This window comes from Bradyrhizobium sp. 2TAF36 (assembly GCF_052114925.1).
GTDB classification, from domain to species: Bacteria; Pseudomonadota; Alphaproteobacteria; order Rhizobiales; family Xanthobacteraceae; genus Bradyrhizobium; species Bradyrhizobium barranii.
Window position 1 is genome coordinate 33,650 of sequence record NZ_JBFRFR010000027.1, and the last position, 12,535, is coordinate 46,184.

Below are 12,535 nucleotides of genomic sequence, written 5' to 3' on the forward strand. Positions count from 1 at the left end.
ATGGCGCAACTGTCGGACGATTGCTTTGCCTTCGGCGGACCGATGATGTCGGTCGACGAGGCCGTTGGTCTGATCACCACGCGCGTTAATGCGATCGCCGATATCGAGACCGTGGCACTCGTTGACGCCGATGGGCGCGTGCTCGCGCGCGATATCGCGGCGCCCCTGCCGCTGCCGCCCTTCACCAACTCCGCCGTCGACGGTTACGCCGTGCGCAACGCCGACCTTCCGGAAGGCGCGGAACGGGCATTCCCGCTCGACGGCCGCATCCAGGCCGGCGGTCTTGCGCAGGCGCCGATCAAGGCAGGCCACACTGCGCGCATCTTCACGGGCGCGCCGATGCCGCCTGACGCGGAGACCGTCTTCATGCAGGAAGACGTCCGCCTCGATGAGGCCGGCAGAATCGTGCTGCCGCCGGGGCTGAAGCCCGGCGCAAATGTCCGCCCGGCGGGCGAGGACATTCCGCAAGGGCACGTCGCGCTGCGGGTCGGCCAGCGGCTGCGGCCGCAGCATGTCGCGCTTGCTGCAGCATTCGGCCTGACCCAGCTCGACGTCGTCAGGCGCATCCGCGTCGCCGTGTTCTCGACCGGTGACGAGCTGGCTTCGCCCGGCGAGCCGCGCGCGGCCTCACAGCTGTTCGATTCCAACCGCTTCATGCTGATGGCGATGCTGCGCCGGCTCGGCTGCGAGGTCTCCGACCTCGGAATCTTGCGCGACGAACGCAGTGCGCTCGCGGATGGATTGAAGCAGGTTGCGGGCAGCCACGATCTGATCCTCACCACCGGCGGCGTCTCGACCGGCGAGGAGGACCACGTCAAGGCGGCGGTCGAGAGCATCGGCTCGCTGGTGCTGTGGCGGATGGCCATCAAGCCCGGCCGTCCCGTGGCGATGGGCATCATCGGCGGCACGCCGCTGATCGGCCTGCCCGGCAATCCCGTCGCCAGTTTCGTCACCTTCGTCCACGTGGTGCGGCCGACGGTGCTGGCGCTTGCGGGCAGTCTGCCGGAGCCGCTGTTGCCGATTCCGGTGCGCGCTGCGTTCACTTACAAGAAGAAGATCGGCCGCCGCGAATATGTTCGCAGCTCGTTGCGACGCGGAGAGGACGGTGCGTTGGAAGCGGTCAAGTTTCCGCGCGAAGGCGCAGGCCTGCTGTCGTCGCTGGTCGAGACCGATGGCCTCATCGAACTCGGCGACGATATCACGCGCGTCGAGCCGGGCCAGAGCGTGGGTTTCCTGCCCTATGCGGATTTGCTCTGAACCTCGCGTTGACGCCATCGCCTCACCCCGCCATGTTGCGCCCATGACCAGAACCACGYTCGATCTCACCGGGTTGAAATGCCCGCTACCTGCCCTGAAGACGCGCAAGGCGCTCAAACCGTTACAGCCGGGCGATCAGCTCGAGGTGCACTGCACCGACCCATTGTCGGTGATTGACATTCCGAACCTRATCCGCGAGACGGGCGACACGGTGGAGATCACCGAGCGCAACGAGGCGCGCATCGTGTTCTTGATAGAAAAGGTCAATGGATCGATAGAGAAAACCAATGGTGCGCTGCGTTCGTAGTGCACGGTCACTCTACTGATACCTACCTTTTGTCTATCGACATCAATCGTGGCTTCTGCCCCAATTGACAACCTCCGTGCAGGCGCGGAGGTTGAGTCTTGTCTGCGATACGCGGATGAACGGGCCAAGCTCACGAAGCCTGCACGGTGTATCGGCATAGAGCCCCGCTCGAGGGGTTAACGACTCGGATGCGCGTGACGATCCTGGCGCGCGTCAATGATTGTGCGGAGCAGCAGGGACCGTGGCTGCGCCGCAAGGGCTGAGGACCAGGATTGCAGCGGCAGGCTTGCTCAGAAGGGCAACTGCAGGGGAGGACTACATGGCAACAATCGAGAGCGCTGGAACACTTTCGGGTGCCGGCGCAGGTTTTCTGGATCGCGAGCGAACCATCGCGACCGCCGGCTTCAATCGCTGGCTGGTGCCGCCGGCTGCGCTGTGCATCCATCTCTGCATCGGCATGGCCTACGGCTTCTCGGTGTTCTGGCTGCCGCTGTCGCGCGCGATCGGGGTGACCGCGCCGAAGGCGTGCGCAGACATGTCGCTGTTTCAGGAGCTGTTCACGACCAGCTGCGACTGGAAGGTCGCCAGCATGGGCTGGATGTACACGCTCTTTTTTGTGCTGCTCGGTATCGCGGCCGCGGTCTGGGGCGGCTGGCTGGAGCGCGTCGGTCCGCGCAAGGCCGGCTTCGTCTCGGCGCTGTGCTGGTGCGGCGGCCTCTTCCTCGGTGCGATCGGGGTCTACACCCATCAGCTCTGGCTGTTGTGGCTGGGCTCGGGCGTGATCGGCGGTATCGGTCTCGGCCTTGGCTATATCTCGCCGGTGTCGACGCTGGTGAAGTGGTTTCCGGACCGCCGCGGCATGGCGACCGGCATGGCCATCATGGGCTTCGGCGGCGGCGCCATGATCGGCGCGCCACTGGCGAACCTGTTGATGAACTACTTCAAGACCCCGACTTCGGTCGGCGTCTGGGAGACCTTCGTCGCGATGGGCGTCATCTACTTCGTGTTCATGATGATCGGCGCGTTCCGCTATCGCTTGCCGCCGCCCGGCTGGCAGCCCGAGGGCTGGACCCCGCCGTCCAAGGCCAACGCGATGATCTCGAAGAGCAACGTCCATCTCAACGACGCGCACAAGACGCCGCAGTTCTGGCTGATCTGGTGGGTGCTGTGCCTGAACGTGTCGGCCGGCATCGGCGTGATCGGCATGGCCTCGCCGATGCTCCAGGAGATCTTCGCCGGCAAGCTGATCGGCCTGCCCGAAGTCGGCTTCAACGCGCTCGACGCCGGGCAGAAGGCGCAGATCGCCGCGATCGCCGCGGGCTTCGCCGGATTGCTGTCGCTGTTCAACATCGGCGGCCGCTTCTTCTGGGCATCGCTGTCGGACAAGATCGGGCGCAAGAACACCTATTACACGTTCTTCATCCTCGGCATCGTGCTCTACGCGCTGGCGCCGACGTTTGCGGCGATGGGCTCGAAGCTCCTGTTCGTGCTCGGCTTCGGCATCATCCTGTCGATGTATGGCGGCGGGTTCGCCACCGTGCCGGCCTACCTTGCCGACATGTTCGGGACCCAGTTCGTCGGCGCCATCCACGGCCGGCTGCTGACGGCGTGGTCCACCGCGGGCATCATCGGCCCCGTCGTGGTGAACTACATCCGCGAGTTCCAGCTCGCGGCGGGCGTGCCGCGCGATCAGCTCTACAACACGACCATGTACATCCTGTGCGCGATGCTGATCGCGGGCCTGATCTGCAACTACCTGATCAAGCCGGTCGATTCGAAGTGGCACATGAAGGACGCCGACGTCGCCAAGCTGCAAGCGGCGAGCGCCAGCGCCGCTGCCGCGGGGCCGCACGGCTCCTACGGCATCGGATTCGGCGGGCTTGACGTCAAGGCGGCGCTGTTCTGGGCCTTCGTCGGCGTGCCCCTGCTTTGGGGTGTCTGGAAGACGCTGGAGAGCGCGGTCAAGATCTTCTGATCGCCGTCGAGACTGCCGCGGGATGCTGATCATCGGCGTCCCGCGGCGTTCGCCTTTTAGACATCATCAAGAGTCGGACTTAATCAAGAGTGGGACTTAGGGGGATTGAAATGCTTCGCACCCGAATTTGCCTTGTGGCCGTGTTGCTTGTCGCTGGCCTTCATGCCGCATCCGCGCAGACGACGCCGCCGGCGGCGCCTGCCGCAACGACCGAAGCCAAGCCGGGCAAGATCAAGCTCACCATGCAGAAGCTGAAGGACATGAAGGCGAAGTGGGCGGCCAACAAGCCGAAGCTCAAAGCCTGCCGCGCCGACGTGAAGTCCAAGGGCCTCGCTGGCGACGACCGCTGGTTCTACATCGAAGAGTGCATGAGCAAGACGTGAGGCCGCGCCACAAATCGGGTCGATGAAGGGGCATGGAGCCGGGCGGCTGCATGCCCCTTAAATGCTTATCGGAACGCATGAATTCTCTTGGCATCTGGTATGCCACAGGCTAGAGTTGGACTCGTTCTAAAGAAGAGATACGAGACGCATCGATGAGTCACGACGTGCACGAGGTCCGCTCGTTCGAACACCCGGGCGAGGGACGGAAGCGAGCCAAGGCCACGCCCAAGGGGCGGCAGGTCGATCCCACCGCCGCGCACGAGATCGAGCAGCTGCTCGGCGACAGGCCGCGGCGGCGCGACCTCCTGATCGAATATCTGCACCTGATCCAGGACAAATATCACCAGATCTCGGCCGCTCATCTCGCCGCGCTTGCCGACGAGATGAAGCTCGCCTTCGCCGAGGTGTTCGAGACCGCGACCTTCTACGCGCATTTCGACGTGGTGAAGGAAGGCGAGCCCGATATCGCGCCGCTGACGATCCGCGTCTGCGATTCACTGACCTGCGCAATGCTCGGCGGCGACAAGCTGCTCGCCGACCTGCAGAGCACATCGGGTCCGGGCATCCGCGTCGTCCGCGCGCCCTGCGTCGGCCGCTGCGATACCGCGCCGGCGGCTGAAGTCGGTCACAACTTCGTCGATCACGCGACCGTGGCTAATGTGATGGCGGCCGCGAAGGCCGGCGATACCCACGCGCATCTGCCTGAATACGTTGACTACGACGCCTATGTCGCCGGCGGCGGCTACAAGCTGCTCAATCGCGTGCGCTCGGGCGAATTGCCGAAGGACGATCTGCTGAAGGCGCTCGACGACGCCTCGCTGCGCGGCCTCGGCGGCGCCGGCTTCCCCACGGGCCGGAAATGGCGCGCGGTGCTGGGCGAACCCGGCCCGCGGCTGATGGCGATCAATGGCGACGAGGGCGAACCTGGCACGTTCAAGGACCGCGTCTATCTCGAAAGCGATCCGCATCGCTTCATCGAAGGCATGCTGCTCGGCGCGCATGTCGTGCAGGCCTCCGACGTCTACATCTATCTGCGCGACGAATATCCGGCATCGCGCGAGATCCTCGAGCGCGAGATCGCAAAGCTTCCTCCGGGCGGTCCGACGCTGCACATGCGCCGCGGCGCCGGCGCCTATATCTGTGGCGAGGAATCCTCGCTGCTCGAAAGCATCGAGGGCAAGCGCGGGCTGCCCCGGCACAAGCCGCCTTATCCGTTTCAGGTCGGCCTGTTCGGCCTGCCGACGCTGATCAACAACATCGAGACGCTGTGGTGGGTGCGCGACATCGTCGAGAAGGGCGCGGATTGGTGGAAGGGCAACGGCCGCCATGAGCGTCACGGCCTGCGCAGCTTCTCGGTCTCGGGCCGCGTCAAGAACCCCGGCATGAAGCTGGCACCCGCCGGCATCACCGTGCGCGAATTGATCGACGAATATTGCGGCGGCATGGCCGACGGGCACCAGTTCTACGCGYACCTGCCGGGCGGCGCGTCGGGCGGCATCCTGCCGGCGTCCATGGACGACATCCCGCTCGATTTTGGCACGCTGGAGAAATACGGCTGCTTCATCGGCTCGGCCGCGATCGTGATCCTGTCGCAAAAGGACAGCGTGCGCGCGGCCGCGCTGAACCTGATGAAGTTCTTCGAGGACGAGAGCTGCGGCCAGTGCACGCCGTGCCGTGTCGGAACCCAGAAGGCGGCGCAGCTGATGCAGAAGCCCGTCTGGAACCGCGCACTTCTGGAAGAATTGAGCCAGGCGATGCGTGATGCCTCGATCTGCGGGCTCGGACAGGCGGCATCGAATCCGCTGTCTACCGTGATCAAATATTTCCCTGACGAGTTCAAGGAAGCGGCCGAATGACCAAAATTACGTTCGAGCTCGACGGCAAGCAGGTCGAGGCCAAACCCGGCGAGACGATCTGGCAAGTTGCAAAACGCCAGGGCCGCGAGATTCCGCATCTGTGCTATTCGCCGGCGCCCGACTACCGCCCCGACGGCAATTGCCGCGCTTGCATGGTCGAGATCGAGGGCGAGCGCGTGCTCGCCGCCTCCTGCAAGCGCACACCGTCGGTCGGCATGAAGGTGAAGACCGAATCCGCGCGTGCGGTGTCCGCGCAGAAGATGGTGATGGAGCTGCTCGTCGCCGACCAGCCGGCGCGCGAGACCTCGCACGATCCGGATTCGAAGTTCTGGCATTGGGCCGAGACCACAGGCGTCACCGAGAGCCGCTTCCCCGCCGCCGAGCGCTGGGCGACCGACGCCAGCCATCCGGCGATGCGTGTCAACCTCGATGCCTGCATCCAGTGCGGCCTCTGCGTGCGTGCCTGCCGCGAGGTCCAGGTCAACGACGTCATCGGTATGGCGTATCGCAGCCATGGCTCGAAGATCGTGTTCGACTTCGACGATCCCATGGGCGAGTCCACCTGCGTCGCCTGCGGCGAATGTGTGCAGGCCTGCCCGACCGGCGCGCTGATGCCGGCCGTCATGCTCGACGAGAAGCAGACCCGTGTCGTCTACGCCGACAAGAAGGTGGATTCGCTCTGCCCGTTCTGCGGCGTCGGCTGCCAGGTGACCTACGAGGTCAAGGACGAGAAGGTGATCTACGCGGAAGGCCGCGACGGGCCCGCCAATCACAATCGTCTCTGCGTCAAGGGCCGCTTCGGCTTCGACTATATCCACCATCCGCATCGTCTGACCAAGCCGCTGGTGCGGCTGCCGAATGCGAAGAAGGATTCCAACGACCAGGTCGACCCCGCTAATCCCTTCACGCATTTCCGCGAAGCGAGCTGGGAAGAAGCGCTCGACATCGCGGCCAAGGGCCTCGTCAGGATCCGCGATGAGAAGGGCGTGAAGGCGCTGGCCGGCTTCGGCTCGGCCAAGGGCTCGAATGAAGAGGCCTATCTGTTCCAGAAGCTGGTGCGCACCGGTTTTGGCTCGAACAATGTCGATCATTGCACGCGGCTCTGCCACGCCTCGTCGGTGGCGGCGCTGTTCGAAGGCCTGAGCTCGGGCGCGGTGTCGGCGCCGTTCTCGGCTGCGATGGATGCCGAAGTCATCATCGTGATCGGCGCCAATCCGACCGTGAACCATCCGGTCGCCGCGACCTTCATCAAGAACGCGGTCAAGCAGAATGGCGCCAAGCTGTTCGTGATGGATCCGCGCCGGCAGACGCTGTCGCGCCACGCGACCAAGCATCTGCAATTCAAGCCGGGCTCCGACGTCGCCATGCTGAATGCGATGATCAACACGATCATCACCGAGGGCCTGACCGACGACCAGTATATCGCCGGCTACACCGAAGGTTTTGAGGACCTCAAGGAGAAGATCAAGGAGTTCACGCCGGAGAAGATGGAGGCGATCTGCGGCATCCCGGCGCAAACGCTGCGTGAGGTTGCGCGCACCTATGCGCGGGCAAAGTCGTCGATCATCTTCTGGGGCATGGGCATCAGCCAGCATGTCCACGGCACCGACAATGCGCGCTGCCTGATCGCGCTGGCGCTGATCACCGGCCAGGTCGGCCGTCCCGGCACCGGCCTGCATCCGCTGCGCGGCCAGAACAACGTGCAGGGCGCCTCCGACGCCGGCCTGATCCCGATGTTCCTGCCGGATTATCAGCCGGTCAGCCGCGACGATCTGCGCGGCAATTTCGAAAAACTGTGGCAGCAGGATCTCGATCCCGTCCGCGGTTTGACCGTGGTCGAGATCATGAACGCGATCCATGCCGGCGAGATCACGGGCATGTATATCGAGGGCGAGAATCCCGCGATGTCCGATCCCGATCTCCAGCATGCGCGCCAGGCGCTGGCCATGCTCGATCATCTCGTCGTGCAGGATCTCTTCGTCACCGAGACCGCGTTCCATGCCGACGTCATCCTGCCGGCCTCGGCCTTTGCCGAAAAGGACGGCTCGTTCACCAACACCGATCGCCGCGTGCAGCTCGCGCGCCAGGTGATCAAGCCGCCGGGCGATGCGCGGCAGGATCTCTGGATCATCCAGGAGATCGGCAAGCGGATGGGCCTGCCCTGGAATTATTCCGGCCCCGGCGACGTCTACACCGAGATGGCGGAGTTGATGCCCTCGCTCAAGAACATCAGCTGGGAGCGGCTGGTGCGCGAAGGTGCCGTGACCTATCCGGCCGATGATCCGAACAAGCCCGGCAACGAGATTATCTTCACCACGGGCTTCCCGACCGCGAGCGGCCGCGGCAAGATCGTGCCGGCCAAGGTCATCCCGCCGGATGAGCTGCCCGACACCGAATATCCGATGGTGCTCTCGACCGGTCGCGTGCTCGAGCACTGGCACACAGGCTCGATGACCCGCCGCGCGCAGGTGCTCGACCAGATCGAGCCGGAGGCGGTCGCGTTCATGTCGCCGAAGGACATGCACCGGAAGAAGCTCGCGCCCGGCGATTTCATCCGGCTGGAGACCCGCCGCGGTGCGGTCGAGGTCAAGGTCCGCTCCGATCGCGACGTGCCGGAGAACATGGTGTTCATGCCGTTCTGCTACGCGGAGGCGGCGGCCAACCTGTTGACCAACCCGGCGCTTGATCCCTTCGGCAAGATCCCGGAGTTCAAGTTCTGCGCGGCCAGGGCCGAGCGCGCGGAGATGCGGGACGCGGCGGAGTAATTTCGCCAGGACGACGGCTGTGGCGGGCATCCGCGCCCACACCGTCATTGCGAGCGTAGCGAAGCAATCCAGACTACCTCCGCGGTAAGATTCTGGATTGCTTCGTCGCTTCGCGCCTCGCAATGACGGTGGTAAACGTGACCCATGTCCAAAGTCACCCCAGCCACGCGCGCGCTTGCAGCCGCCGACGTTGCCTTCACCGTGCACACCTACGACTACGATCCCGACGCCGAGAGCATCGGCCTGCAGGCCGCCGCTGCGCTTGGTGAGGACCCCGCGCGCGTGCTGAAGACGCTGATGGCGCTGGTGGACGGCAAGCCGATCTGCGTCGTCGTCCCGTCCGACCAGGAAGTCTCCATGAAAAAGCTCGCCGCTGCCGCGAGCGGCAAGTCGGCGCAGATGATGAAGCCGCCGGAGGCCGAGCGCGTCACCGGCTACAAGGTCGGTGGCATCAGCCCGTTCGGGCAGCGCAAGCCGGTGCGCACCGTGATCGAGCAGAGCGCGCTCGCACATGATCAGGTCTATCTCAACGGCGGCCAGCGCGGCTTGCAGGTTCGGCTGAAGCCGGGCGATGTGCGCGATGTCCTCAAAGCGGTCGTCGCGGATGTGCTCGCGTGAGCGCCGCGCGTTACTGCTTCTGCAGCAGTTTGAGCCGGCAGCGCAACGCCTCGCGGATATGCGCCCGCGCAAGCTGCTCGGCCTTGTCGCCGTCGCGTGCGGCGATGGCGTCGATGATGGCCTGGTGCTCGCCGTGGCTGGTCGAGGGACGGCCCGTCACCGTGAAGGTGGTCGGGCCCAGCAGCGCGATCCAGTCCTGCAATTCGCGCGAGGCGTTGTCGAGATAGCGGTTGCGCGCCGCGCGGCAGATGGCTTCGTGGAAGGCGCGGTTGAGCCGCGCCATCTCGGCAGCGTCTGACGCCGACGCCTCGACAAAGGCCTGCTCGATATCCCTGAGCGCGTGGACTTCGGGAGTGGAGGTGTGCTCGGCGGCCAGGCGCGCTGCAGCACCTTCCATGATCTCCCGCATGGCGTAGAGCTCGAGCACCTCGGAAATATCGAGGTCGCGCACGATCAGTCCGCGGCCGCCGGCGGGCTCGACGAAGCCGCGGGCCGCGAGACGGCCAAGCGCCTCACGGACCGGCGTGCGGCTGACCTTGAGCCGCTGCGCGACCTCTTCCTCGCGCAGCCGGTCTCCGGCACGGTAACTGCCGGCCTGGAGCGCCTCGCACAGCGAGCGGAACACGGCTTCGCCCAGTGCCACGCCGCCGCCGCGTGTGATCGATCCGCCTGACTTTGCCACGCGCCTGGCCATCTTCCCTCACGGCGCATCCTGCCCATGCAGAGATGGCACTTGCCGCGCCGATGTATATCTTTGTATACAAACGTACGCAATGGCTGCCGTGGGTCGATCGGGGTCCTCGGCGGCAGAATGTCTCTAACTTCGTCGCATCGGGCAGACGGGATGAGCAGCAAATACGACGTGCTGGTGATCGGCGGCGGCAATGCGGCACTGTGCGCGGCGATCTCGGCGCGCCGCGGCGGTGCCTCGGTGCTGGTGCTGGAGGGCGCGCCAAAATTCTATCGCGGCGGCAACACCCGCCACACCCGCAACATGCGCTGCGCCCATGATGCGGCGACTGAGATCCTGACCGGTCCCTACACCGAAGAGGAATTCTGGCAAGATCTGCTGCTGGTGACGGGCGGCCAGACCGACGAGGTGCTCGCCCGGCACATGATCCGGGAGTCCAAGGATATCCTGAACTGGATCRTGGAGCAGGGCGTGCGCTGGCAACCCTCGCTCGGCGGCACGCTGAGCCTCGGCCGTACCAACTCCTTCTTTCTCGGCGGCGGCCGCGCGATGCTGAACGCGCTCTATCTGACCGCCGAGCGGCTCGGCGTCGATGTCGAGTACGACGCCGAGGTCACCGATCTCGTGATCGAGGACGGCATGTTCCTCGCCGCGCGCCTCAAGCGGCCGATCAAGGGCGAGACCGAGATCCGCGCGACGTCGCTGGTCGCCGCTGCCGGCGGGTTCGAGGCCAACATCGAATGGCTGAAGCAATATTGGGGCGAAGCCGCGGACAATTTCCTGATCCGCGGCACGCCCTATAATCGCGGATCGATCCTGAAGATGCTGCTCGACAAGGGCGTGCAGGAGGTCGGCGATCCCACCCAGTGCCATGCGGTCGCAATCGACGCCCGTGCGCCGAAATTCGACGGCGGCATCATCACCCGCCACGACTCCGTCGTGTTCGGCATCGTCGTCAACAAGCATGCCCAGCGATTCTACGACGAGGGTGAGGACATCTGGCCGAAGCGCTATGCGATCTGGGGCCGGCTGGTCGCGGCGCAGCCCGACCAGATCGCCTACATCATCTTCGATTCCACCGTCGTCACCAGCTTCATGCCGACGCTGTTCCCGCCGATCGCCGGGCAGACCGTCGCCGTGCTGGCCGGCAAGCTCGAGCTCGATCCGGCTGCGCTGGAGAAGACCGTCACCGAGTTCAACGCGGCCGTGCGGCCCGGCACCTTCGATCACACCATTCTGGACGACTGCGTGACTGAAGGTATCACGCCGCCGAAGACGCATTGGGCACGCAAAATCGAGACCCCGCCTTATCTCGCCTATCCGGTGCGGCCCGGCATCACCTTCACCTATCTCGGCACGCGCGTGAACAAGGAGGCGCGGATGCTGATGGCTGACGGCAAGCCGTCCGCCAACATGTTCGCGGCCGGCGAGATCATGGCCGGCAACGTGCTCGGCAAGGGCTATGCGGCCGGCATGGGCATGACCATCGGCAGCGTGTTCGGGCGGATCGCGGGACGGGAAGCGGCGAAACATGCACGGAACTAGAATTCTGGACGAAGCCGACCGTCTGATGACGGTCTGTAATTCCTGCCGCTACTGCGAGGGTCTTTGCGCGGTATTTCCCGCCATGGAGATGCGGCGCGCCTTCTCCGACGGAGATCTCAACTATCTCGCAAACCTCTGCCATTCCTGCGGCGCCTGCTACGTCGACTGTCAGTTCTCGCCGCCGCACGAGTTCAACGTCAACGTTCCGAAGACGCTTGCGGTTGCGCGCGCCGAGTCCTATGCGGCCTATGCCTGGCCGCAGGCGCTGTCCGGTGCCTTCGCCCGCAACGGGCTCGTCATCAGCGTCATCGCCGCGCTCAGCATGGCCGCCTTTATCCTCGGCTTTGCGGCCCTCAACGGCCACAGCGTGTTGTTCGGTGTGCACACCGGCCCTGGTGCCTTCTACAAGCTGATGCCGCACAACGCGATGGCCGCATTGTTCAGCGCCGCCTTCCTCTACGCGATCCTCGCGCTGGTGATGAGCGTGCGTGCCTTCTGGCGCGACATCGGAGCTCCCATTGGCGGTCGCGCCGACGGCGGCTCGATCTTCCAGGCTGTCCGCGATGCCGGCGAGCTGCGCTATCTCCACGGTGGCGGCGTCGGCTGCTACAACGAGGACGACAAGCCGACCGACCGGCGCAAGCTTTTCCATCACCTGACGTTCTACGGTTTTCTGCTATGCTTCGCCGCGACGTCGGTGGCGACGCTCTATCACTACCTCTGGAGCCGCGAGGCGCCGTATCCGTGGTGGGATCTGCCCGTGGTGCTGGGGACACTCGGCGGCATCGGTCTCATCGTCGGTCCGATCGGCCTGTTCGTCGCGAAAACGCGGCGTGCACCGGAACTGCTCGACGAGCAGCGCTACGGCATGGACGTCGGCTTCATCGCCATGCTGTTTCTGACCGGCTTCACCGGCATGGCGCTGCTTGTCCTGCGCGAGACCGCTGCCATGGGACCGCTATTGGCTCTGCATCTCGGCGCGGTGTTCGCGCTGTTCATCACCATGCCCTATGGCAAGTTCGTGCACGGCATCTATCGCTTGGTGGCGCTGGTGCGTTATGCGCAGGAGCGGCGCAGCGAAGCCGGCTCTTGAGAGGCATGCGCGGCTGACGTATTTCTGGGCCGTTCGCGCACAGCG

General features: G+C 65.1%; 10 protein-coding genes. 9 read left to right on the forward strand and 1 reads right to left on the reverse strand.

From position 1 onward, the window contains the following. From AB4Z51_RS16950 to ybaK, 7 genes are all read left to right on the forward strand, one after another. The gene (locus AB4Z51_RS16950) at positions 1-1,257 is read left to right on the forward strand and encodes a molybdopterin molybdotransferase MoeA (RefSeq protein ID WP_085402173.1); all 1,257 of its coding nucleotides are present in this window, start codon (positions 1-3) and stop codon (positions 1,255-1,257) included. 43 nt (positions 1,258-1,300) lie between these two features. After that, positions 1,301-1,564: a sulfurtransferase TusA family protein gene (locus AB4Z51_RS16955; protein WP_441497659.1), complete on the forward strand. Its 264-nt coding sequence runs from the start codon at positions 1,301-1,303 to the stop codon at positions 1,562-1,564. Positions 1,565-1,883: 319 nt separating this feature from the next. After that, positions 1,884-3,539 carry an OFA family MFS transporter gene (locus tag AB4Z51_RS16960; RefSeq protein ID WP_085402171.1) on the forward strand — a complete coding sequence of 552 codons (1,656 nt, stop codon included), beginning with the start codon at positions 1,884-1,886 and terminating at the stop codon, positions 3,537-3,539. A gap of 110 nt (positions 3,540-3,649) precedes the next feature. Continuing rightward, the gene (locus AB4Z51_RS16965; protein WP_063985265.1) at positions 3,650-3,922 is read left to right on the forward strand and encodes a hypothetical protein; all 273 of its coding nucleotides are present in this window, start codon (positions 3,650-3,652) and stop codon (positions 3,920-3,922) included. Between the two features lie 152 nt (positions 3,923-4,074). Further along, complete coding sequence (locus AB4Z51_RS16970) at positions 4,075-5,778, forward strand: NADH-ubiquinone oxidoreductase-F iron-sulfur binding region domain-containing protein (protein WP_441497660.1); 1,704 nt, start codon at positions 4,075-4,077, stop codon at positions 5,776-5,778. Then, positions 5,775-8,543 carry a formate dehydrogenase subunit alpha gene (fdhF, locus tag AB4Z51_RS16975; RefSeq protein WP_085402169.1) on the forward strand — a complete coding sequence of 923 codons (2,769 nt, stop codon included), beginning with the start codon at positions 5,775-5,777 and terminating at the stop codon, positions 8,541-8,543. Before AB4Z51_RS16970 ends, fdhF begins: the two co-directional genes overlap by 4 nt. 144 nt (positions 8,544-8,687) lie before the next feature. Continuing rightward, positions 8,688-9,161: a Cys-tRNA(Pro) deacylase gene (ybaK, locus tag AB4Z51_RS16980; RefSeq protein ID WP_085402168.1), complete on the forward strand. Its 474-nt coding sequence runs from the start codon at positions 8,688-8,690 to the stop codon at positions 9,159-9,161. A 10-nt stretch (positions 9,162-9,171) separates the two neighbouring features. On the opposite strand, the gene AB4Z51_RS16985 is transcribed toward ybaK, so the two are convergent. Then, positions 9,172-9,855 carry a GntR family transcriptional regulator gene (locus AB4Z51_RS16985; RefSeq protein ID WP_085402167.1) on the reverse strand — a complete coding sequence of 228 codons (684 nt, stop codon included), beginning with the start codon at positions 9,853-9,855 and terminating at the stop codon, positions 9,172-9,174. A gap of 150 nt (positions 9,856-10,005) precedes the next feature. On the opposite strand from AB4Z51_RS16985, the gene tcuA reads away from it, so the two are divergent. Beyond that, positions 10,006-11,397: an FAD-dependent tricarballylate dehydrogenase TcuA gene (gene tcuA, locus AB4Z51_RS16990; protein ID WP_441497661.1), complete on the forward strand. Its 1,392-nt coding sequence runs from the start codon at positions 10,006-10,008 to the stop codon at positions 11,395-11,397. Further along, positions 11,384-12,490: a tricarballylate utilization 4Fe-4S protein TcuB gene (tcuB, locus tag AB4Z51_RS16995; RefSeq protein ID WP_085402165.1), complete on the forward strand. Its 1,107-nt coding sequence runs from the start codon at positions 11,384-11,386 to the stop codon at positions 12,488-12,490. Before tcuA ends, tcuB begins: the two co-directional genes overlap by 14 nt. Positions 12,491-12,535: the final 45 nt, after the last annotated feature.

What these genes read in the sequence shown, in the direction of transcription:
- AB4Z51_RS16950 (WP_085402173.1), top strand. Translation starts at nt 1, where the DNA reads ATGGCGCAACTGTCGGACGATTGCTTTGCCTTCGGCGGACCGATGATG.
- AB4Z51_RS16960 (WP_085402171.1), top strand. Translation starts at nt 1,884, where the DNA reads ATGGCAACAATCGAGAGCGCTGGAACACTTTCGGGTGCCGGCGCAGGT.
- AB4Z51_RS16965 (WP_063985265.1), top strand. Translation starts at nt 3,650, where the DNA reads ATGCTTCGCACCCGAATTTGCCTTGTGGCCGTGTTGCTTGTCGCTGGC.
- fdhF (WP_085402169.1), top strand. Translation starts at nt 5,775, where the DNA reads ATGACCAAAATTACGTTCGAGCTCGACGGCAAGCAGGTCGAGGCCAAA.
- ybaK (WP_085402168.1), top strand. Translation starts at nt 8,688, where the DNA reads ATGTCCAAAGTCACCCCAGCCACGCGCGCGCTTGCAGCCGCCGACGTT.
- AB4Z51_RS16985 (WP_085402167.1), bottom strand. Translation starts at nt 9,855, where the DNA reads ATGGCCAGGCGCGTGGCAAAGTCAGGCGGATCGATCACACGCGGCGGC.
- tcuB (WP_085402165.1), top strand. Translation starts at nt 11,384, where the DNA reads ATGCACGGAACTAGAATTCTGGACGAAGCCGACCGTCTGATGACGGTC.